The organism is Microcoleus sp. D3_18_C4 (assembly GCF_036702355.1).
GTDB lineage: Bacteria > Cyanobacteriota > Cyanobacteriia > Cyanobacteriales > Microcoleaceae > Microcoleus.
Genome location: NZ_JAUBTF010000043.1, coordinates 1 through 24355 on the forward strand (window position 1 = coordinate 1; position 24355 = coordinate 24355).

The following is a 24355-nucleotide window of genomic DNA, read 5'->3' on the forward strand; positions in this document are numbered from 1 at the left end:
GGTTTTTAGCTGGCATTTTTGTATAAATTGACTAAACTAATTTTTTATTATACCCTATTTAAAGGCACAACAGCTTACTACTATCTGTAACCGGTGCTAATGTGGCTGAATTGCTGATATTGGAATTGAGGCTTGATGCTTCTAAATCATTAGATAAATTGGCAAAGCGAGAGAGATTTGCAGTCGGTGCGAAGGCGACAACTTGATTCCAGGGCTTAGGAGAGTTTTCGACTTTCAAGCCTAGTGCGGGCAACCCTAAATCTTCTGAAAACGTAATATTGTCGAGCTGATATTTTTTGCCAATTTTAATGACTAAGTTACTGTCATTTGGATTTAAACTACTCTCGACTTTAACATCGAATGCCGACCCAACAACCTCCTGAATGCTATTTTCTAGCTGACTAGGCGTGAAATCTGTTGCATTTTTAACGGTATTGACTAGACTATTTTTGAAATTGCTAATAAAATTCGGAGAAATGTCGCTTAGTCGTCCTAAGATTGGCAGTTTGAACGCATTCAGTTGGTCGTTAACAATGTTTTCCAGTTTGTCTAATCCTTTTTCCAAACCGCACCAAAGGGTTTCGTTATCGGTATTTGTAACGGCGATATCTGCTGCGTTTAAGCCGGAGTATTTACTGTCATTGCTGACAGCAGGGCTGGTAACAAGGGTGTAAGCTTTATTCCCGTCAGCAACACTGTCGTCAACACCTGTTACCGTTACTGTTTGTGAAGCATTCCAGTTAGCAGAATTGAAAGTAAGCGATGCCGGTGAAACTGTTCCTTCTGTTGCATTGGAACTTTCTAAATCTATTTTGACATCAGCAGTAGGTTGGCTGTTGAGTTTGACATTAAAGGTTGCTTTTCCTCCGGATTCAGTAGTAGTTAATTCTGTTGTTGGGTTAATAGTAATACCAACAGGTGTCGCCGATGTCGGCGCTGGGGTTACAGGAGTTGGTGTCGGTAACGCAGGAGTTGGTGTCGTTAGTGCAGGAGTTGGTGTCGTTAGTGCAGGAGTTGGTGTCGGTAACGCAGGAGTTGGTGTCGGTAACGCAGGAGTTGGTGTCGGTAACGCAGGAGTTGGTGTCGGTAACGCAGGTGTTGGTGTCGGTAACGCAGGAGTTGGTGTCGGTAACGCAGGTGTTGGTGTCGGTAACGCAGGTGTTGGTGTCGTTAGCGCAGGAGTTGGTGTCGGTAACGCAGGTGTTGGTGTCGGTAACGCAGGTGTTGGTGTCGGTAACGCAGGTGTTGGGGTTGGCGCATTGTCGTTATCAGTAATCGCGACGCTAACAGGGGAAATCGTGATGCTGTTATAGTTAGTATCGGTACTGGTAGAAGTATGGTCGATCGCCCCTGCATGATTCCCTTCAACTAAACTGTCGTCAACCGCAGCCACCGGCACAGTTTGAGCGACATTCCAATTAGTAGCGGTAAAAGTAAGTGCAGTAATTGGTTGAACTTGACTATCTGTAGCCAAGTTAATCGTAACAGGTGCGATCGGTTGAGTATTTAACTGAATGCTGTAACTTCCATTTGCACCGCCTTCCGTTGCATTCGTGCTGGTAGGATTAATCGTAATGCCAGGAGTTTCATTATCGCTGTTGCTGGCGCTGACATCATCGGGATTGAGATTGCTGTAATTAGTATCGGTACTGACAGTCGCAGCAGTGACAATATTGTAAGTTTTACTGCCATCAGCAACGCTGTCGTCTACACCTGTCACCGTTACCGTTTGCGGTTGATTCCAGTTCGCAGGCGTGAAAGTTAAACTATTGCTAGAAACTGTTCCTTCAGCGGGATTGGAACTGCTCAAATCAAGGCTAACATTAGCACTGGGTTGACTGTTAAGTTTAACGGTAAATGTAGCACTGTCGCCTGCTTCTGTCGTTACTAATCCGCTGGCAGGATTGACCGTGACTCCGGCAGTGTCATCATTACCGATCGTAGTTGTAGCGGCAGCAGCGGTAATAGTCGGAGTCGGGCCGGGTGCAACCGAATTTGACAGAGTAACAGTAATAGTTTTCTCCGGTTCAATTATGGCATTGCTCAATACATCTAAAGTAATGGTTTTCGATGTTTCGCCCGCCGCAAAATTAACCGTACCAGTAATGCTAGTTCCCCCTGAAGTGCCGCCGATATTGTTGTAATCGCTGCTGTTTGTAGCAGTTCCTCCAATTGCATAATTTACACTGCTGGCAGCATCAATCCCGCCACTGCGAGTCACGATAAAAGTAACGGGAGTAGTGCCGGTGTTGCCTTCGGCGATGCTGGCAGTACCGGCAGCAATGGCGTAATCTATGGCATCATTAGCCGGAATAGTTAGTGTCGCTTGATTTGTTGTACCTGCAATCCCATCAGTAATCGTACCAAAGCTGAATACTGCTGTTTCGGCGTTCTCTGGGATATTGTCAGCTTTGACAGTGACAGCAACATTCTGAGTCAGGGTGTTAGTACCTGCACTGAATGTGAGAGTGGCTGGTGAAAAAGTGTAGTCTGAATTTTGGGTAGCCGTACTGCTGGGGTCGATGACTATTGGTACAACTACATCGCCCAAGGGAGTGCCGCCGCTGATGGTGACTGGAACATTAACTACTGTGTCTGTTGTTCCTTCAGTACCGCTGTAAGTGGCGGCACCGAAATTCACCTCAACGGTGGTATTCAGCAGGATCGAGACATCGTTAGAACCGCTGTTGGCGGTGGCGATATCGGGTTTGTTGTCGGCGTTAAAATCTTTGATGGCGATCGCTTTTGGATTTGTCCCAACTGCGTAGTTAATGGGGTTGCCAAAGGTGCCTTGACCGGTTCCAGTTAGAATAGAAACGTTGTTTGATTGATTGTTAGCCACGGCGATATCGAGTTTGCTGTCGGCGTTTAAGTCGGCAACTGCGATCGATGTCGGACTATCGCCTCCCGCTGCGTAGTTGGTGGCATTGGCAAAGGCACCTTGACCGGTGCCAAGTAGGATGGAAATGTTGTTAGAAACGCTGTTGGTGATGGCAAGATCGAGGATGTTGTCACCGTTAAAGTCTTCTGCGGCAATGGATGTTGGATTAGTCCCAACTGCATAATTTACCGGGATTGAAAATCGGTCTGCACCAGCGCCTCCCGTGTTCAGTAGGATGGAAACGTTGTTAGAACCGCTGCTAGTGATGGCAAGATCGAGGCGGCCATCGCTGTTAAAGTCTCTCGCTGCGATCGCGGTGGGAGTTGTCCCTACCTGAGATATATTTTCCTCCCTAGCAAAACCGTTGCCTTGAGCGTTTTGTAATCCGATGGAAACGCCACCATTAATGTCTGCTACAACTATGTCTGATAAATTGTCTGCGTTAAAATTTCCTACGCCGATCGCACTGGGCGGGTTTGTCCCGGCGCTAAAGCTAGTGGAGTTGCCAAAAGTACCTTGACCAGTACCCGGTAAGATGTAAACGGAACCACTAGGAAATTCTCCACCAGACCAGTTAGTTACGGCTAGGTCTAAGAAATTATCGGTGTTAAAATTACCTGATATGATGGGAGTACGACTGGATTGATTCACGTTGGTGGGAGTGCCAAATCCTCCTTGGCTGTTCCCTATTAATAGGGAAACAGCGGTTCCGCTGCTGATGGCTAAGTCTGGGATATTGTCGTTATTAAAGTTTTCGGCAGTCAGGGATTGGGGATTTGTGCCGGCAGGAAAGTTGGCAGCGTTCTTGAAGGTAGACATGATTAATTTACCTATTAGTTAACAACAGTAATCTTTGATGTTTCGAGTTGTGAAACTGATGCAAATCGCACCTAAGCTGGCATCAGTATCCCGACGATCGCAAGTACAGTCAGGCTGCCTCCCACAGCGATCGTTAGTATATTCCCTGCCGAAAATCGACTGTTAGGATTGTGGTTTCGTGCTGCTACACAGTTCAATTTATTCACCCTCTCTTGAACGGGAAGCAAAGCTATTACAGACAGATTACTCACTAACCCGTATGGGTTTGGCACTCGAAAACACATATTAAGCCCAATCCAAACAATAGTCAGCAAAAATGGACTAAACTTGGGAGAAACACAGTAGGATTTAGCGCAAAGTTTAATTTTTTTGAATAAAAAATAGCCAAAAATACCGCTGAAAACTGTTCTCCAAAAGGGGCTAATGTCTCTTCCTGTTGCGGTTTTTAATAGCTGCCAGTTTTTATAAAACCAAAAAATTTCATAGAATCCGAAGGTTACTAGGGACATCACGATCAACTTAAACCGAGAAACAGGAAAAAAGATTGGTTGTGAGTTTTCGTTCATATCAAAAACCTCATGGGTGGATACACTACTACTCGATCGACATTGAACTGAACGCACTTATCAAAGAAACCGGGTTTTTTACTGAACCTGCGGGTGAGTGCGAAATATTGTCGTAAAAAACCCGGTTTCTGGCTACCCGTGCGACCAGGAATTTTTAACTGAAATCGGCGATGCTAATTTGGTTAGCTGTCACGCCATTGAGAGCAGCTAAAAATTCTCCGGTTGCTGACAAACGGATGAAAGTTGCACTGTTTTCTTGAGTAAGTGACAGTTGGGAGAAACTAAGATTGTTGCCTAGAGAAAGCAAATCTTTTCCGTCTTCAAAATCCAAGATAATACCGATACCCGAATTGCTAGAGAGCAAGAAGCGATCGTTGCCATCCCCTCCCGTCAAACTATCATTTCCCAAACCGCCATCCAACAAATCATCACCGTTGCCTCCCAGCAGAATATCGCTGCCATCGCCGCCGTTCAAAATGTCAGCACCGCGATTGCCAAACAAGACATCATCACCGTTACCGCCAAGCATTGTATCGTTAGCCTTGCCGCCGAAAAGAGTGTCATTCCCCACGCCACCGTCGAGGGAATCATTGCCCCTCAGACCCATCAAAACATTATTGCTGCTGTCGCCAGTCAGGATATCGTCGCCGCTGGTACCGAGAATTCGATCGGGAGAATTGCTGCCCAAATCTGCATCGCCGCTGACAACAGGAGTCGCAATCCCAGCAGGTAATATCACAGCTTGAATTTTCGTATCTAAAGCAGCACCAGTATTCTCAGTAACTACCTCGGCAATTGTCTTAGTTCCCGCACCGACTGCTTTGAAGTCTTGAGTTGTTGCGCCCAAACTTACTTGTTGGACGCGGGCTACTGATTCAGGAATTGATGTTCCTATTGGGTTGGAGACAGCAGAATCAATGCGCTGATTTGCTGTTGCCATTACAGTCGCAGCTTGCGAGGTAATTGAGGTGACTTTTTGACTGTTGAAACCGGGGTCAATCTGCTCAATTTTCGCGGCAGTTTGCTGAATGATTGGTTCTAAAGCGAGTGCGTTGCTGAGGTTTAAAACAGTGCCGGATTGAATTTGACTCGTAATTGAACTGACAACAGCTTTGACAATTTCGTTAGTAGCTGCACTGGAAGCACCGTCAATCAAAGCAGCAGTTTGAGTGATGACGTTTTGAACTTTTACCATTGCTGCTAAAGTTGCGACGCCGCCCGGTTCGGTGTCGTTGGTGGCCGCGATCGGATCGAAATCTGCGATCGGAACGTCGGCGGGAATGGCAAGAGCAGATTTGACCAGAGATTCGGCCCGATCGCTCTCAATCCCCTTATCTACTAAGTCCACCATCAGAGTAGTTAACAGCGTGACCACAGTAGCGTCAGCAGGTGCAGTAACAGGCGTTTCTAAAGGCAAACCCGTAGCAGTATCAATTCCGCCAAAAGCTACTAAATTTCCTTCATCTGAATCAATTTCCCCATTGGCGTTTTTGTCGAAAGTCTCGAAGGGGATATCGAGATTAAATAAACCGCTATTGTCAGTATTGGTTGAGGGTTCATTAGCATCAAGAACACCATTTTTATTGGCATCCAAAAATACTTTGGCACCTGCAATGTAATTATCAATCACCCAGCGACCGTTATATTTTGTTATCTTGAAGGTTTGAGAATTGCTTGCACCTGCAGGGTCGGTGGCGGTTAACTTAACCTTAAACGGTCTTACAAAACTCAATGGTTTTCCATTAATATTAAACACGGGTGGAGTGCCAGTAAATTTGATGGTGTTCTGGTTAGAGTCGAAAGAGAATCTCAGCCAGCTACTGTTGAAACTGCTGGTTAAAGGACTGCCATCCTCTCGAGTTAATTTGTAAGAGATTAAGTCGCCATCCGGATCGGTGTAGACATTTTGAATGTCTTGATTAAACTCCTTAATGAAATAGTCTAAATGAATCTTTTCTTGTGGCGGACGGTTCTGAACAACACCTCCTCCAGCAATAGCTTCACCCAAAGCCAGCACATCGACGCGCTTGAAATTAAGACCTGTATGTTTAACGTTGTCGTCTTCATCGTCGCCATCGTTGATAGTGACACCGGTTTGTTTTAAAAGATTGGCAAACTCCTTTGGTGTCAGTTTGCGACCTAATTCTTTCTGTGCTAACTGTTGGGCTAATGCTGCAATTCCGGCAATGTGGGCTGTAGCTTGACTGGTACCGTGATAGGTACTTCTCTCGTTTATATCGCCATCTTTGCCAGCCCCGGTGATGGGTGCTCCTGGAGCAAAAACTGTGGTTAATGTCCCGTTACGCTGAGAAAAAGGAGCAATGCGATCAGCAGCAGTGGTATTTGCTGTTACCAATTTCCCAGTCTCACCAGGCTTATTCGCAAAATAATTTCCCAAAGAGAAAGAACCAATGTTGGAATTGTATACCGCGCCAATCGACAGCGAATTCGGATCTGCTGAAGGGTAGTTTACACCTGGAGGCTCATTCCGGTACGGGTAGTAACGGTTGCCTGATGAAGAGACAACAATTATATTTTTCGCCGCTAATGCTGCCAGTTCATCTCCTATACCGTAGAGTGAAGTTTGACTGGTGGGAAAATTTTCACCGCTGCCGAATGCCATACAAACGCTGGCAATGTTGTAAGTATCTGCATTTTGCAATACCCACTGCAAAGCTTGTTCAACATACGGAAACTTATTAATTTCGTCACTACCCTGTATATTATCCTTTCTCACTTTTAGACCGATAATATTAGCCCCAGGTGCCATCCCTGTATAGGTTGGGTCTTGGGAAGCAATAATGCTGGCAATGTTCGATCCGTGTCCGTCTTTGTCGCTAGCATCCGCGTCGCCGTCGGCAAAATCGTAGTTATAAACGATGCGATCGCTGATGCCGTTTGAGTCGCTGTCAGGGCCAAAGAATGGGTGGTTTAAGTTGATGCCAGTCTCTAATACCGCTACAGAGAAACCACTGCCGTCAATACCGGAAAAACGTGGTGTGGCGCGGAATTTATCCAAATTTATTTGCGCGCTGGATACACTAGCAGGTTTCTCATGATAGGGGTCGTTGCCGCTGCCGTCAAAACTACCAAAAAAGTCTGCTGGGAGGAAGTTATTAACGAAACTTGAAGCATTACTATTGCCACCAACACCACTAAACAGCACTGAGTCGAGGAAATTGCTATCAATCAGGGAAGTGGATAGATTGTTAGTGACTAGATTGTTGTTGATGCCGCTCAAAATGCTGCTGCTAGGTGAATTTGACTGCGGATTTGTGACGGCAGGGCCTTCATATCCTGTAGTTGTGACACCTGCAAGACGAGGTACAGCGGACAAATTCAAATTGTATTGACTCTCCGCGCTATTAACTGAAGAAACTCGAATGCTGTAAGTGCCGTGTTCCAAAAGGCGGTTAATTAATTTTGAGCCAGCGCCAGAACTTATTGCAGTTGAGATGACATTTCGATCGCTGTCAAGCAATTCAAGATTAATATCTCCCGTGAAGCCGCTGACTGACAAGTTGAAGTCATTGTCAGCACCGATCGTGAATTTGTAGTAATCTGGATCGTTCCTACTTACTGAATCCGGGTAGTTTTTGAGATCGGAACTTGCATTGATTGTACGGGCTGTAGCTGATGTGTTTCCAGCTAAGTCTTGTGCTGGAATATTGCTGTCATTATCGTTATTGGTGACAGCAACATCGGACGCATTTAATCCGTTAAATCTGTTATCCGTACTGACAGCAGGGCTAGTAACAATGGTGTAAGCTTGATCACCGTCAATAGCAAAGTCGTCAACGCCTGTTACCGTTACTGTTTGCGGCTGATTCCAATTAGTAGAGTTGAAGGTAAGCGATTGCGGGGAAACTGTTCCTTCTGCTGTATTGGAACTTGCTAAATCTATTTTCACATCGCCAGTAGGTGGGATGTTTAAGCTGTTTAGTTGAAGGTTAAATGTTGCGGTTTGGCCTGATTCTGTCGTGATTAATCCACTTACAGGATTAACGGTAATTCCAGCAGGTGTTGGGGTTGGTGTTGGGGTTGGTGTTGGGGTTGGTGTTGGAGGTGTTGGGGTGATCGGTGTTGGAGGTGTTGGAGGTGTTGGGGTGATCGGTGTTGGAGGTGTTGGAGGTGTTGGAGGTGTTGGGGTGATCGGTGTTGGGGTTGGCGTTGGGGCAGTGTCGTTGTCAGTAATGGCGACATTAACAGGGGAAATGGTGATGCTGTTATATTTAACATCGCTACTGCTAGCAGTATGCCCGATCGCCCCCGCATGATTTCCTTCCACAGCCACATCGTCTGTAGCCGTTACTGTCACGGATTTGGCAACATTCCAGTTAGTAGCGTCGAAGGTAATTGCACCGATCGCACTTATTTGATTTCCCGCATCAAAACTGATAGTAACTGGTGCAGTTGGCTGCGAATTTAACTTGAGTGTATAACTGCCTGTGGCACCACCTTCTGTAGCAGTTGTGCTCTCCGGTGAAATACTCACACCCGTCGTGTCGTTGTCAGCAATCGTGGCAGTCACGGGAGAAATTGTCAGGTTGTTATACTGAGTGTCTGTACTGACAGACGTATGAGCGATCGTGCCGCTGCGGCTTCCTTGGGCTATGCTGTCATCGATCGCCGTAACAGTGACATTTTGCGCTACATTCCAATTATTCGGCGTGAAAGTGATAGGTGCGATCGCATTAATTTGACTGCCCGTGTCAAAATTAATCGTGACGTTTGCAGTAGGTGCGGTAGTCAGAAGTACGCCGTAGCTATCGGTTGCACCGCCTTCAGCAATAGCTGTCTCGCCTTCTGATTGCACAATAGAAATACCGGGACTGTCGTTATCTGTAATTGATGCCGTCACATTGGGAATGACTTTCGCGTTATAATTCGCGTCGGTACTCGTAACTGTGTGAGCGATCGTGCCGCTGTGGGTTCCTTGTGCTAGATTGTCGTCGAGCGCACTAACCGTGACAGTTTTCGCAACATTCCAGTTAGTGCTATCAAAAGTAATAGGTGTGGCGATCGGATTAAGTTGGTCGCCAGTATTGAAACTGATAGTAACCGGTGCAGTTGGTTGCGAAGTTAGCTGGATTTTGTAACTGCCATTTGCACCGCCTTCTGTAGCAGTTATGTTCGTAGGTGCAATGCTGAAACCAGCCGTGTCGTTATCCGTAATGGCGACGCTAACAGCCGGAATTGTGATGCTGTTATAGTTAGTATCGGTACTGGTAGCAGTATGGGCGATCGCACCTGCATGATTTCCTTCAACTAAATTGTCGTCAACTGCTTTCACCGCAACAGTTTGATCGACATTCCAATTAGTAGTGGTAAAAGTAAGTGCGGTAATTGGTTGAATTTCACTGCCTGTAGCCAAGTTAATGGTAACAGGTGCGATCGGTTGGGTATTTAATTTAACGGTATAAGTTCCAGTTGCACCGCCTTCCGTCGCAGTCGTGTTAGTGGGAGTAATGCTAACGCCTGCGGTGTCATTATCGGTAATATTAGCATTGACGGTATTGCCAGGAGTGCCATTAACAGTAAAACTGGCAGTAGTCCCGTTATAATTAGTATCGGTACTGATAGCACTGTGAGCGATCGGGCCGCTGTGCGGCGAAGTTTCTGCTAGGCTATCATTAACTGCACTGACTGTCACCGTTTGCGGTAAAAACCAGTTAGTTGGAGTGAAAGTAATGCCAGCAATCGGTTGAATTTGAGTGTCGGTATTAAGTGCGATCGCCACATTTGCAGTAGGCTGATTACTCAACACAACTGTATAAGTATCAGTCGTGCCGCTTTCTGCTACATTAGTGCTGCCGCCCGACTCAACAATCTTTACCTGCGGCCCCCCAGCAATTATTTTAGTAACAAAAACATCAAAGTCACCTCCCCCATTCGCCGCTTGAAAAGGATTTGCTGTTGGTAAATTAGTAGAAGCAGTAGAACCAGCCACATAAACTGCATCAGAACTATTTACCGCAATACCATTACCGTAGTCGTCCCCGCTGCCGCCAAAATAAGTAGAATCAACTAAAGCAGAACCCGATGAATTGATTTTCGTGACAAAAGCATCTTTCCCGCCGCCGCTGACACTTTGAATAGCATTCTTAGTCGGAAAATTAGTCGAAGTCGTATCTCCTGTCACGTAAACATTATTTGCACTGTCTAGAGTAATGCGATGGCCGTTGTCATCTCCGCTGCCGCCCAAATAAGTTGAATAAATCGCATTGTTACCTAGAGGGCCTAACTTGATGACAAAAGCATCATTTGCACCACCTGCATAAGTCGCTTGAACTGCATTTTTAGTCGGAAACTCAGTTGAAGTGGTAATTCCGACAACATAGGCATTTCCAGCACTATCTACAGCGATATCAGCACCTTTATCTTCGCCAAAGCCACCTAAATAAGTGGAATAAGCGCGCGCACCATTCCCGTCAAATTTAGCGACAAAACCATCATAACTACCTGCAAGGGAATTTTGAAAGCCTAAATCTTTCCCCGGCAAGTCAGTCGAATAAGTAATGCCAGTAATGTAGGAATTACCATTATTATCTATGGCAATGGCTTGAGCGTCTTCGCGACCAGAACCGCCGAAATAAGTAGAGTAAACTAAACCACTGCCAGTTGGATTGACTTTAGTAACAAACGCATCAATTCCGCCTCCGTATACAGGTTGGGAGGCATTGGCAGTGGGGAAACCGCCATTTACTACAGGGGGGGAACTGTTGTTGCCACCTGTGAGCCCGGTAACATAAGCATTACCGTTACTGTCTACCGCAATGCCGTTGCCTAGGGCGCCGCTGCTGCTATTGCCTAAAAAGGTAGAATAAACTAACGCATTGCCGGCTGCATTGAGTTTAGTTACCGCAGCAGTGTAATTAGGTGCTGTAGGTTGAAAAGAACCCGGTGTAGTTGGATAACCTGGATCGACTTGTCCGGTTAAATAAGAATTTCCTTGACTGTCTACCGCAATCCCAAAACCGTATTCATTGCCAGCACCGCCCATATAAGTAGAGTAAACTAAGGCCGTTCCTTCGGGGTTAATTTTGGTAACTAAGAAATCAGCTTGAGCCCCTGGCGTAGTTTGAAAAGCACCAGGAGTAGTAGTAAAATTATTAACAGTAGTGCCGATAATATAAGCCGCACCTGTGCTATCTACAGTCATGCGGTTGGCAGAGTCCAAGCCGCTGCCACCTAAGTAAGTCGAGTAAGCTAAAACCGGATCGATAACTAGGGGTTGAGTGGGGTCAAAATATCCCAAACTAAAATTAACTTGACCGTTTCCTAATAAATTGTAAGCGGCAGGAACATTCACCCGCTGTCCGTTGAGATCCTGATAAACTATCGGTGCGTTATCAATTAATTCGCCTAGCGGTGTCTCTAATATTAGTGCTCCATCGTCACGCAACCGGATGTCGTTAACACCAGTATAGTTCATCTTAATTTGACTCGGATCGGCAAAAGGTGCAACTAAAAACTCGCTCTTAAGTTGTCCTTCTGTGCCTTTGAAAACGCGGTCAATTCCTTGATAGACGTTTTGATAAACAACGCCGTTAAAAGTAGGCACATTAGTCTGCCATTGACTAGAATCTTCGCCTAACAGAAAGTTAGCAACTCCCGGTAATTGTTCCAGCCCGGAAATTGTGGGATTCGGGTTGCTGTTGGCTAAGCTGCTGCGGACAATTGAAGAATTTGTGGCTTGGTTCCCCGGTTCATTGGGTTGCTGGAAAGCGACGAAAGAAATTTCGTTTGGACTAAAAAAGATGCTGTGACCGGCACCTTTCACCTGGAATTTCACATTCGGGTCTGTTTGTCCAGCATTTGCAATAAAACTTAAGGGAATTTGACCGTAAGATGCCTGTTGATTTTGAGAGTTCATAGCTGGTACCCCTGGTTTATGTTATGCGACTAAGTATATACAAGTACGAGCTCTGCTGTATAGTAAATTCTTGCGAAAAATTTACGGAAAATACCATTTTCTTGCGAAATTTCTCGGATTGTTGATTAAAAATTGTAACACGGGCTACGGACTCGGTTTTTGTAGTCAATCGACCGCGATTAAAGGCCGGGACGGGTTTACAGGCTTTCTCGTTTCTATTAGAGATATTGGTAAACCCGCCCCTACAGGATTAATATCATGTCCGGTCAAATAGATATAATTCCTGTAGGGGCAGGTTCACCGACAATAATTGCCTAAAACCGACAATCTCATAAACCTGCCCCCACCCAACGACAAATCGCTGTTAAAGTTGAGCGCGATATTTATTAGGAGTCAAACCGACGATTTTGCAGAAAGTTTTGCTAAAGTGACTTTGGTCGTGAAACCCGACTTGCTCCGAGATATATGTTATTGATAAATCTTGCCTTTTTAACAACTGTTTGGCTTTCTCAATCCGGCACTGGGTGACGTATTGATGGGGAGTGACTCCAATTGATTGTTTGAACAAACGACTGAAATAATAAGGACTAATCTGCACTAAGTTAGCCAGTTCAGCTATGTGCAAATCTCGGTTTAGGTAGTCATTTATGTAGTTAATAACAATCTGCAATTTGACAGGATCGAGACCGCCTTCAAAATCTCGCCTATGCGGTTTTTGTGCACAATAGCGGTGAAGTATGTGCATTGAAAGCGCGTTTTTCAGTGCATCGACATAAAGAGTACCGTTTAATCCACCTGATTCGAGTTCGGTTTTGAGGGCCCAGCCAATGCCGAGAATCAACGGATCGCTGATTTTCCAGTGCGGTATAATTTCAATGAGGTTTGAATTGGTCGATTCGTAAACTGTTTTGTCGAAGTCGGTAGGGTCGATCGCGATCGCTATAAATTCAGGATCTTCGACTGCACCTGACTGGAAATCAGTACCAGCACCACCGATGAAAATTTCTCCTCTTTGCCACGGTTCGCTACCGTAGTGTTTCCCGTTGAGTATTCCGTTTACTGTAACTGAATTGAGTATCAGCCCAATGTTGTGTTGTTGGAAACAGTGTTCGGGAGTTTCGTCTGCTGGCTGACGGTGATATTCGACGTGAATTCCCTCCCATTTTGTGCCGTGACTCGATAGGATTGAGGGACTCGGGAGAATCGATTTCATCGCGTCTGCCTGGGCAAAATCAAGAATTAACTGTTTCTCTGAGGACATAGCTTGCACCTTCGACAGTTGCTATTATTCTATAGGTCTGAAATTCCCGCAGTTATCAAAAGATACCCAGGGCTTACGCGACATATTCTCGGTCTCTTTGTCCAGCATTCGCAATAAAATTTAATGGAATTTGACCCTAGGGCGGTGTAGGGTCGAGTCGGTAACCGGCACTTTCAGAAGCCGTTGCGCCTAAGCTGCTACGCATCTTGCATTGTATTTTTGGGCGGGCGGGACGCCCACCCCACAAGAAACTTGATGTGATTTGATTGTCAAATTTAGATGCGCCTCAGCTTACAATTAATTACGGATAATTATTAACTTTTAGAACGATAAATCTAAAATCTAAAATCTAAAATCTAAAATCAAATGACGCCCACTAAAGTTTCCTACCAGTACAAAAGCACTTTACAGGAAACCCGCAGGCGTCAAAATCAAGCAAACTTAAATCTTAGAAAAGACCCAGTGTGAAAGATTTGTCGATCGGGAAAATAGCACCAATACCCAACCACAGAGTTACAGCAGTTCCCAACAGGAAAACAGTAGTAGCAACAGGGCGGCGGAACGGATTTTGGAACTTGTTAACATTCTCGATGAACGGAATCAAAATCAAGCCAACGGGAACGCCCGCCATGCAAGCAATACCCAACAATTTGTTAGGCAAAACGCGCAGGAGTTGGAACACAGGCCACAAATACCATTCCGGCAGAATTTCCAGCGGAGTAGCAAAAGGATTAGCAGGTTCGCCAACCAAAGCCGGGTCTAGTACAGCCAAACCCACGCACAGAGAAATCGTTCCCATGATGACTATAGGGAAAACGTAGAGCAAGTCATTAGGCCAAGCTGGTTCGCCGTAATAGTTGTGACCCATGCCCTTAGCGAGCTTAGCGCGGAGCGCGGGATCGCTCAAATCTGGTTTTTTGATAATAGACATAGTGAGAGTGTTCTCCTTTTAGTTTTACCCGGGCCTGGGATTCCGCTGTATTCGTTAGTTTGAATCAGCGGCGCGATCGCAGGAAGTATTAGCCGTAAATAAATATCATGAGTGATGAATTCTGAATTTTCAACTCACAATTGGGCGGGGGGGCAAAAAAAATACCGCCCCCACAACTCAAAACTTACAACGGGCCAGAGATACCTTGCTTGCGAATCATCAAGAAGTGAGCCAGCATGAAGACTACAATCAGCCAAGGCAACACAAAAGTGTGCAAGCTGTAGTAGCGAGTCAAAGTACCTTGACCGACGCTGACACCGCCACGCAGCAGTTCAACCATCAAAGAACCGACAAACGGGATAGCTTCGGGGACGCCGGAAACGATTTTAACTGCCCAGTAACCGATTTGATCCCAAGGCAGGGAATAGCCTGTCACGCCGAAAGAAACAGTGATGACTGCCAAGATTACTCCTGTCACCCAGGTTAATTCGCGGGGCTTTTTGAAGCCGCCTGTCAGATAAACCCGGAAGATGTGCAAAATCATCATCAGCACCATCATGCTGGCAGACCAGCGGTGAATGGAGCGGATCAGCCAGCCGAAGTTGACTTCAGTCATCAGGTATTGCACTGAAGAAAAAGCTTCTGCTACCGTGGGACGGTAATAGAAAGTCATGGCGAAGCCGGTGGCAAACTGGATCAGAAAGCAAACTAAAGTAATTCCGCCCAAGCAGTAGAAAATATTGACGTGCGGGGGTACATACTTTGTAGTGATGTCATCGGCGAGCGCCTGAATTTCCAGGCGTTCCTCAAACCACTGGTAGGTTTTTGAGTCGGTGATTTGTTTAGAAAACATGGAGCCAGAATTCCTAAAAGAATATTGCTGTGGTTGAGGTTCAGGGCAGCAGCCACAAGGTTTTTTGTCGCCCCGCGCCGAGCAGCTTGCTTTTACTAGCAAATGCCTGAGGCTATTTTTTAAATTTGGAGCTGACGAAAGGAACTCTCTTGTGCGATCGCCTGCAAGCCCTGGGAAACTAAGCGGTGGCTTGTCCCTACTCGCTGGCGTTGCCCGATCGAATTCCAGACTGTGATAAAAAATGTAACATAATTGCCGTGCAATTTTCACGCGGGCGATCGGTTTTTGGACACTTAAAAGGCTTTTTTAGGAATCTCAACATCCGCCCAAGCTACTATGCGGGGAGGGCTGAGCTACAGCAAGCAGTCCGAGCCGGAAACAGCTTTGCCGGGAGATCCCAAATTTCATCTCGATCGTAAAACTTTACCTTTTGGCCCCAAACGCCCTCATTGTCGATCGAGTAACCCGAACCGGTTCGATCGTACAATCGAATCTTGTTTTGTAGTCAGGACTGCAGTCCTTTCTAACAAAATCTGCTGGCTGCAACCTGCGTATTTTCGTAAAAAAATCCGGTGATTGCCCCTATCCGTAAAGTCCTATCACAATTGAAAAGAAAGCAAACTTTCCACAAAAACTGGCAGTATTGGCGAGAAAGGAGAGGGACGCGGCGGTATCGGAAAGGGAATTTCCGGCAGAGATGGCAAGGATGGAAAGTCTCGCGATGGCGGTGTAAACCCAGTCGAAACGATCGTGCAATCTGATAGACTCACATCCGTAACATTTTTAACGTCGGCGATTAAATCCGATCCGACAAATATCCGAGTTCCCCGTCTCATACCGTCATCATAAGATTCAAATCGGTAAGAGAAGAAGTTAGAACCATTACGATCTTGTACGAAACCAACGACTTGGATTTTGTCACCTTCTACCCGGTTAAAATCCTCAATAACGGCATGGCGACCTTCACCGCCATAGAAGAGGTAAGGGCGGGCATTGGACGAACCGAGAACAAATAAGTCGGCTCCATTTTGCCCGATTAAATAATCGATTTGTTCTCCTGTTGATGAAAAGCTGTAACCCGATATGGTGTCATTACCCGGCCCGCCAATCAGGGTGTCGCTACCTTCATTTCCCTCAAGCAAATCGTCTCCAGCATTGCCGTTAATGTAGTCATTATCTAAGTCACCTCTTAAAGTGTCGTTGCCAGCTTCTCCCAACACGAGATCGTTACCTTTGCCGCCCATTAGCAAGTCGTTGTGGAAGCCACCAAACAAGAGATCGTCTCCATCTCCTCCGAGCACCGTATCATTGTCTAGACCGCCGATAAGAGAGTCATTGCCAGACCCTCCCAAGATACTATCATTATTGTCTTCTCCTCTGATTAAATCCGCGCCTTCGCCACCCTCAAGAATATCATTCCCGGCACCTCCTTCCAGTTTGTCATCGCCTTCGCCACCGCTGAGACTGTCGTTACCAGAGTAGCCCAAAAGGCGATCGCTACCGACTCCACCTGCGAGACTATCATTTCCTACTCCGCCATCTAAAGTGTCATTACCATCCAAACCAAATAGAGTATCATTCCCTCCCAGCCCGCACAGGGAATCATCGCCAATTTCACCTGCTAGTAAATTATTGAGATTGTCACCGCATATAACTACCATAAATTTGTCCTCCTGAAAACTATTTCACAACAGTCACTCAATTTTAGATTTTAGATTTTTACCCTCCCCGCAATTTCAAATTTTGAATTTTGGATTTTGTAAGGACTTTAGTTCTGATTGACGTTTTGTAGTAAGGAATGCAAATCTTGATTGACCAAAATTTGTAAGAAAAAACTGAAGTCTTACTAGAAAACGAATTTCCGGGACACAGGATTTGCCTGTGTCCCTAATGTTTTAACTGAAATCAGCGATGCTAATTTGGTTAGCTGTCACGCCAGTGATAGCCGCTAAAATTTCGCCAGTTTCTGTCAAGGTGATTAACGTTGCAGTGTTACTAGGGATAATAGAAAGCTGCGAGAAGGTTAAATTGTCGGCAAGTGCGAGGAAGTCGATGCCTGGTTCAAAATCGAAAATGATATCGCTGCCAGAATTGGCGGAAATTAAGAAGCGATCACTCCCATTTCCTCCTATCAAACTATCATCGCCGTTTTCACCGCTGAGAACATCAGATCCGTTACCGCCCAGCAGAATATCGCTAGCTTGACCGCCGTAAAGACTGTCATTGCCTTCACCTCCACTCAAGCTATCTTGACCGCGATTTCCAAATAGGATATCTTCCCCATTATTGCCGAACAAATTATCGATTTGTTTGCCGCCGTAAACAGTGTCGTCGCCGTCGCCACCGTCGAGGGAATCATTGCCTTGATTGCCGTGTATCCAGTCGTTGCCACCCAAACCGCTGAGAGTATCATTGCCGCGTTTGCCGGCCATTGTATCGCTGCCGCTGTCCCCGGAGAGGCTGTCGTCGCCGTCAGTGCCGAGGAGATTGGAGTTAGCTGCGATCGCATCTATTTCTCCTTCAATCACCGCAACAGCAGGTGTATCGGGCAATGTCGTTTGTTGAATTTTGGTATCTAAGGCAGTACCAGTATTTTCGGCAATAACTTGGGCGATCGATTTCGTACCTGTACCGGCTGCTTTTAAGTCTTCAGAGGTTGCGCCTAGGGCTACTTTTTGCACGCGGGCAACTTCTCGGTTAATTGAAGCTGTTGCTGTGTTGGATACAACTTGGTCAATGCGCTGATTTGCTTCGGCCATTACCTTAGCTGCATCCGGGGCAATTTGCAACAATTGCTGAGTGTTTAAATCCGAGTCAAATTGTTGCGCTGCTGTGACGGCGCGATCGACAATTGTTGCTAACTGGTTTGGATCACTGAGATTGAGAGTAGTCCCCGATTGAATTTGTTGAACGATCGCACTTACAACTGCTTTTACGCTGTTGGTATTGTCCAGAATTGACCCACCGTCTATTAAAGCAGCAGTTTGGGTAATGACGTTTTGTACCTTGACCATTGCAGTCAAAGTTTCTACTCCACCCGCGATCGCGTTTTCGGTAGCAGCGATCGGATCTAAGTCAGTGATGTCAACATTAGCGGGAATTGAAAGAGCAGATTTGACGAGAGATTCGGCGCGAGCGCTCTCAATTCCCTTGTCAATTAAATCTGCTACTAAACTGGTTAACAAGGTGACAACAGTAGCGTAAGGCGGGGCAGTGACAGGCGTTTCCAAAGGCAAACCCGTAGCAGTATCAATGCCACCAAAAGCCACAATATTGCCTTCTTCCGGATCGAGTTCGCCGTTGCGATTTTTGTCAAAAATTTCCAAGGAAATATCGAGTTCGTATTCACCTTTTGGGCCAGTTGTTGCAGAAGGTTCGCTAGCATCAAGTTCGCCATTTTTGTTAGCGTCTAAGAAAACTGTAGCCCCAGCGATGTAGCCGTCAATAACAGAACCTCGACCTCGATTATAAAGATCGAAAAATGCTATATCCGATGCACCAGCAGCATCCCTTGCTGTTACTCGAATCCAGTAGTTGCGATTGCGCTGCAAGCTATCATCAACCCTGAAAGTACGGCTAGCCGGATCGAAACTCATGCCAGTTGGTAAGGGGCTAATGCGACTCCAACTTGTCGGAATTGGCGATCGTCCTCCGCTGACATTTCGCCACTCAAAGTTGGTGACATTTTCATACCAATCTGCTGTATAAGTTAAGGTATTGCCCGGATCGGGATCGATGAAAGTGTCGTTTTGAAAAGTAAACTGCAATTGAGGACTCGAACCCGGTTGCAAACTCAAACCTTGTTCCCGGAACGGAATATTTAAGACTGGCGGACGGTTGACAGGATTGAGAACATTGCGAAGATTTAAACGTCCTCCGCTAACAGTTCTTCCTGCGAGAGAAGGCAACGGGTCAACTGTTGAGAGAATAGAGTTTCTTAGTTGGGCGACAGTCAAGGTTGGATCTTGGGCTAACAGCAACGCCGCCGCACCTGCTACGTGGGGTGCTGCCATTGAAGTTCCGTCATAGAAACCGTAGTTATTACCGGGAACTGTGCTCAAAATGTTTCTTCCAGGCGCACCTAAGTCTACGGTACTGGCTCCAAAATTGGAGAAAAATGCTAGTTGGTCATTGCGATCTGTTGCTGCAACTGAAATAACATTGGGAAGGTCATAGTTAGCTGGGTAAGAAGGTCTGATGTCATTATTAGAGCTGTTATTACCTGCTGCTGCAACAAAGAGAACTCCTGCACTGTTAGCTTCACTGATAGCGTCAAATAAAGCTCTAGAGTCAGGAACATTCCAACTAGCATTAATGACATCTGCACCCTTAGTGGTAGCGTAATTAATCCCTCTGGTGATAGAGACTAAATCTGGTCTTATGCGACTGCCAATCTTCAAAGGTATCAAACTAACATTATGGTTAATTCCAGTAACGCCAATGCGGTTATTACCAATTGCACCAATGGTTCCAGCAATGTGGGTTCCGTGACCGAGATCGTCACTTGGATCGTTGTCGTTGTTATAAAGGTCATAGCCGCGAACATCGTCTGTGTAGCCGTTACCGTCGTTGTCAATACCATCGCCAGGAATTTCTCCCGAGTTAGTCCAAATATTGGCTATTAAATCTTCATGGTTGTAGTCTACGCCGCTGTCCGTAACTGCAACAATTATCCTTCTGTCACCTGTTTGACTATCCCAAGCTTCCGAGGCATCGATATCAGCATCTGATGTGCCTCCCTCTAATCCAGTATTATTTAAACCCCACAGTTCGCTAAATCTGGTATCGTTTGGTATGAAATCATAGGAACCTTGGTAATTCAGTTCTACTGCCTCTACGTTGGGATCTCGAGCTAAGTTTTCTTGAATTTGCAGCAAATCTAATTCTGAAGAAAATTTGACAATTCGCCACCGATCTAATGGACTGGGTGTGAAGTCAAATTGGGAGTTTGATGGTACTAGGTTTTCTAGCGCTATCTCTCCATTAGCTTGAAAATTGCCTAGAAAATCATTGCTTGCACCGGGTCTCAGTTTCACTAAAAGTTCGCCTGGTTTGTATTGTGAACCAGTGACAGGATCGATTGGTGGCAATTGACCGCCGTTATCATTCGATCGATCGTTATCAATAGAGACCGCGATCGCATCTGCTGCATTTAAACCGGAATAATTGCGATCGTTGCTGACAGCAGGTTTGGTAACAATCCTGTAAGTTTTATCACCGTCAACAACCTTGTCATCAACACCAGTTACCGTCACCGTTTGCGTTTGATTCCAATTAGCAAAGTTGAAGTTCAGCGATGGTGGAGAAATTATGCCTTCTACTGGATTGGAACTTTCTAAATCAATTCTGACATCAGCAGTTGGCGGAGTATTTAGTTTGACTGTAAATGTTGCTTTACCTCCCGCTTCTGTGGTGACTAATCCTGATGTCGGATCGACAGTAATGCCAGCAGGTATCGTCGGAGGCATGATTACCGGTAGCACCGACGGTGTTGGAGTTGGTGTTGGTGTTGGCGTCGGTGGAGTTGGCGGAGTTGGTGGAGTTGGCGGAGTTGGTGTCGGTGGAGTTGGCGGAGTTGGTGTCGGTGGAGTTGGCGGTGTCGGTGGAGTTGGCGAAGTTGGCGGAGTTGGTGGAGTTGGCGGAGTTGGTGTCGGTGGAGTTGGCGGAGTTGGTGGAGTTGGTGGAGTTGGCGGAGTTGGCGGAGTTGGTGGAGTTGGCGGAGTTGGTGTCGGTGGAGTTGGCGTTGGCGGAGTTGGCGGAGTTGGTGTTGGCGTCGGCGTTATATCGTTATCAGTAATGGCGACAGTGACAGGGACGATCGCAATTCCGCTATATTTCGCGTCGGTACTTGTTACCGCGTGATTGATTGTGCCAGTGTGAGTACCTTCTACAACTGTGTCATCCGTCGTACTCACAGTTACAGTTTGGGCAATATTCCAATTAGTGCTGTCGAAGCTAATGGGGGCGATCGCACTTATTTGATTTCCCCCGTCAAAGCTGACTGTTACCTGCGCTGTTGGCTGCGAATTTAGCTGAAGTGTATAACTTCCCGTTGCACCGCCTTCTACTGCTGTGGTACTGGCGGGATTAACGGTAACGCCGACTGTATCGCTGTCGCTGTTAGTAACGCTGACATCCGAGGGATTGAAATTGTTGTAATTGCTGTCTGTACTAACAGCAGCCTCAGTAACAATAGTGTAAGCAATATCGCCGTCAGCGATATTGTCGCCAACACCTGTCACCGTTACCGTCTGCGCCTGATTCCAGTTATTAGGAGTGAAACTTAAAGTATTAGTAGAAACTGTTCCCTCAGCAGGATTGGAACTGCTTAAAGCTACCGTAACAGGTGCCGTAGGTTGAGTATTGAGGACAACACTGAAGTTAGCCGTGCCTCCCGCTTCTGTTGTAGTTAATCCTGCTGTGGGATTAACGGTAATGCCGGGAGTTTCGTTGTCGCTATTCGTAACGCTGACATCGGCAGCACTGAAATTGCTGTAATTGCTGTCTGTACTAACAGCCGCAGCGGTGACAATATTGTAAGTTTGATTGCCGTCAGCAATATTGTCGTCAACGCCAGTAATAGTTACAGTTTGCGGCGCACTCCAATTGGCGGGAGTGAATGTCAGCGAGGGTGTAGAAACTGTTCCCTCGGCAATATTGGAACTGCTTAAGCCAACAGTCACGTTAGCAGTTGGTTGAGAGTTGAGTTGGACAGTAAATGTTGCTGTTCCTCCTGCTTCTGTTGTAATTAATCCGCTAACGGGATTGACTGCAATTCCAGCAGTGTCGTCATTAATAATCGTAGTTGTAGCAGTAGCAGTACCAAGTGTCGAACTGCCGCCGGGAAGACCGCCATCAGGCAAGGTGACGGGATTTGATAGAGTGACGGTAATAGTTTCGTCTGGTTCAACGCTACCATCACCCAACACATCTAGGGTGACAGTTTTCGATGTTTCGCCAGAGGCAAAATTAATCAGGCCAGTCGTACTTGTTGCGCCAGAAGTGCCGATATTATTGTAATCGCTGCCGTTGGTTGCAGTGCCACCAATTGCATAATTGACAGTACCTCCTGAATCAGTACCGCCAGTGCGACTGACAGTAAATATCAAAGGTGTAGTTCCCGAATTTCCTTCAGAAATAGTACCTGCGCTAGCAGCAACTGTGTAAATAATCGGATCGTTAGCAGGAATTGTTAAGGTAGTTTCAGAGATTGTACCTGCAAACCCTCCCCCTCCCGGACTCGTACCAAAACTCAAGACAACTGCTTCATCCCATTCTGCAAGGTTGTCGGGTTTGATAGTGACAGCTAGATTTTGAGTGGAACTGCCGCTACCTGCGGGGAAAGTAAGGGTATTAGTAGAAAGAGTATAGTCAGAACCTTGAAAAGCTTTTACGGTACCAGCAGGAACATCTAAAACAGTTGCGATCGGTACAATCAAGTCTGTAAATCGTAAACCGTCTTCGACATTCACAGGAATATTAACAGTCGCATCTGCGTCTCCTTCAAGGCTGCTGTACGCAGAATTAGCAAAACTTGCTTTCAATAGCACATTCAACAGAATGGAAACTCTGTTACTGTTGGTATTTGCGACAGCAATATCTGGTCTGGTATCAGAGTTAAAATCTCCAACCACGATCGCGCTAGGACTGGTTCCCCCAGTATTATAATTAAACGGCCCGTTAAACGTTCCTTGACCGGTGCCAGTTAAAATTGAAACATCATTAGAACTGACGTTCGCTACAGCTAAATCGGGTTGACCGTCAGCATTGAAATCACCAACGGCAATATCCTCAGGACTTAACCCAACATTAAAGTTAGCAGGATTGCTAAAAGTGCCTTGGCCTGTCCCTGATAAAATTGATACGTTCTGATTGCCTGCATTGGCTACAGCCAGATCGGATCTGCCATCAGCATTAAAATCTCCAACTGCGATCGCGCTGGGACTTGTGCCGACATTCAAGTTGGTGGGATTGCCAAAAGTGCCTTGGCCCGTACCGAAAAAAATAGAAACGCTGTTAGCCGGATTCCTGTTAGTGGCAACAACATCGAGATTGTTGTCGCCGTTAAAATCTCCGATCGCGATCGCTAAGGGGCTGATTGCAGTCCCCACATTGTTAAACTCACCAAAAGTTCCTTGATTATTGCCTAAAGCAATAGAAACTTGGTTCTCTTCTGCCACAACTAAGTCAGCGAAGGTGTCTTGATTAAAATCTCCCGCAGCGATCGCCTCTTTAGTGATGCCCGGGCCAAAGTTGTTAGGATTGCTAAAGTTGCCTTGGCCTGTCCCTAAAAAGACATAAACTCCTCCTCCTATATCGCCGCCAATTGCTACCGATACAGCTAAATCGGGAAGCGAATCCCCATTAAAATTGCCGGCAACAATACCGCTGGGAGATCCTCCACTCCCCAAGGTCAAGTTAGTAGCAGTTCCAAAATTACCTTGACCTGTTCCCAACAAGATCGAAACACTGTCAGAACTTCTGTTAGCTACTGCTAAATCGAGACGGCCATCTCCATTAAAGTCCTGGCTAACAATAGCTGTAGGGAGATTTCCTGTTGTCAAGCCCGTAGCTGTTTGTTTAAACGTATTGAGAACGTGGCCGTAAGCTGCGATCGCTTCTGGCCCAAATGCAATGCCAGCTTTAATTGTCCCCGCTGTCACTGCCAATTCCCAGTCGCCGCCGCCTTGTGCACAACCTGTCAGATTCTCAGAAGCAGCAACACTTGCCCCTGTTAGTTGACTCAAACGCTGTACCAATGCTTTGCCTATATTTCCTCGGCCAACATTACAGCCGTAGAGGAGAATTTCGGCATTTGGTGTCAGGGATTGCGCCCATGCTTGGACTGCTGCTACGCAATTACCCGCGCGATATCTCAAATTTTCCCAACTCAATTCAACGTTCCCCAGTTGCACGCAACCGGGTTGCCCGTGGGCAATAATGTGAATTACTGAAAATTGCTCTCCCTGCAAAGCTTCGGCAATTTGTTCCAGACCGTTGCGGTTTGACTCTAATTTAATTACCTCGGTTTCAGGGATAACGCCGTCGATTAAGATTTGAGGGTCGGGGACGGCAGCATCGATAAATGCGATCGCTTTTGAGGAAAGTGGAGTTAGTGAGTTTAACATGACACACCTGGTAAAATTTAAATAGGATATCACAATATCC

9 protein-coding genes are annotated in these 24355 nt (G+C 46.1%); all 9 read right to left on the reverse strand.

What is annotated here, in order from left to right; all coding sequences use genetic code 11:
• Nucleotides 1-58: 58 nt before the first annotated feature.
• Complete coding sequence (locus tag QUA90_RS20150) at nucleotides 59-3700, reverse strand: FG-GAP-like repeat-containing protein (RefSeq protein WP_333447362.1); 3642 nt, start codon at nucleotides 3698-3700, stop codon at nucleotides 59-61.
• Between the two features lie 71 nt (nucleotides 3701-3771).
• The gene (locus tag QUA90_RS20155; protein WP_333447364.1) at nucleotides 3772-4266 is read right to left on the reverse strand and encodes a hypothetical protein; all 495 of its coding nucleotides are present in this window, start codon (nucleotides 4264-4266) and stop codon (nucleotides 3772-3774) included.
• A 154-nt stretch (nucleotides 4267-4420) separates the two neighbouring features.
• Nucleotides 4421-12142 carry a DUF7948 domain-containing protein gene (locus QUA90_RS20160; protein WP_333447366.1) on the reverse strand — a complete coding sequence of 2574 codons (7722 nt, stop codon included), beginning with the start codon at nucleotides 12140-12142 and terminating at the stop codon, nucleotides 4421-4423.
• Nucleotides 12143-12506: 364 nt separating this feature from the next.
• Complete coding sequence (locus QUA90_RS20165) at nucleotides 12507-13403, reverse strand: AraC family transcriptional regulator (protein ID WP_333447368.1); 897 nt, start codon at nucleotides 13401-13403, stop codon at nucleotides 12507-12509.
• 448 nt (nucleotides 13404-13851) lie between these two features.
• A complete protein-coding gene (gene petD / locus QUA90_RS20170; protein ID WP_333082815.1) occupies nucleotides 13852-14334 on the reverse strand; it encodes a cytochrome b6-f complex subunit IV in 483 nt (160 codons plus the stop codon).
• A 184-nt stretch (nucleotides 14335-14518) separates the two neighbouring features.
• The gene (petB, locus tag QUA90_RS20175) at nucleotides 14519-15187 is read right to left on the reverse strand and encodes a cytochrome b6 (protein WP_015174799.1); all 669 of its coding nucleotides are present in this window, start codon (nucleotides 15185-15187) and stop codon (nucleotides 14519-14521) included.
• A gap of 334 nt (nucleotides 15188-15521) precedes the next feature.
• Nucleotides 15522-15674, reverse strand: a complete 153-nt coding sequence (locus QUA90_RS20180; protein WP_333385607.1) for a hypothetical protein — start codon at nucleotides 15672-15674, stop codon at nucleotides 15522-15524.
• Nucleotides 15675-15786: 112 nt separating this feature from the next.
• Nucleotides 15787-16848 carry a calcium-binding protein gene (locus tag QUA90_RS20185; protein WP_333447370.1) on the reverse strand — a complete coding sequence of 354 codons (1062 nt, stop codon included), beginning with the start codon at nucleotides 16846-16848 and terminating at the stop codon, nucleotides 15787-15789.
• Between the two features lie 234 nt (nucleotides 16849-17082).
• On the reverse strand, nucleotides 17083-24315 hold the full coding sequence (locus tag QUA90_RS20190; protein WP_333447372.1) for a S8 family serine peptidase: 7233 nt from the start codon (nucleotides 24313-24315) through the stop codon (nucleotides 17083-17085).
• Nucleotides 24316-24355 lie beyond the last annotated feature (40 nt).

Excerpts from the sequence above, each read along its gene's own strand:
- QUA90_RS20150 (WP_333447362.1), bottom strand. The coding sequence starts at position 3,700 with ATGTCTACCTTCAAGAACGCTGCCAACTTTCCTGCCGGCACAAATCCC.
- QUA90_RS20155 (WP_333447364.1), bottom strand. The coding sequence starts at position 4,266 with ATGAACGAAAACTCACAACCAATCTTTTTTCCTGTTTCTCGGTTTAAG.
- QUA90_RS20160 (WP_333447366.1), bottom strand. The coding sequence starts at position 12,142 with ATGAACTCTCAAAATCAACAGGCATCTTACGGTCAAATTCCCTTAAGT.
- QUA90_RS20165 (WP_333447368.1), bottom strand. The coding sequence starts at position 13,403 with ATGTCCTCAGAGAAACAGTTAATTCTTGATTTTGCCCAGGCAGACGCG.
- petD (WP_333082815.1), bottom strand. The coding sequence starts at position 14,334 with ATGTCTATTATCAAAAAACCAGATTTGAGCGATCCCGCGCTCCGCGCT.
- petB (WP_015174799.1), bottom strand. The coding sequence starts at position 15,187 with ATGTTTTCTAAACAAATCACCGACTCAAAAACCTACCAGTGGTTTGAG.
- QUA90_RS20185 (WP_333447370.1), bottom strand. The coding sequence starts at position 16,848 with ATGGTAGTTATATGCGGTGACAATCTCAATAATTTACTAGCAGGTGAA.
- QUA90_RS20190 (WP_333447372.1), bottom strand. The coding sequence starts at position 24,315 with ATGTTAAACTCACTAACTCCACTTTCCTCAAAAGCGATCGCATTTATC.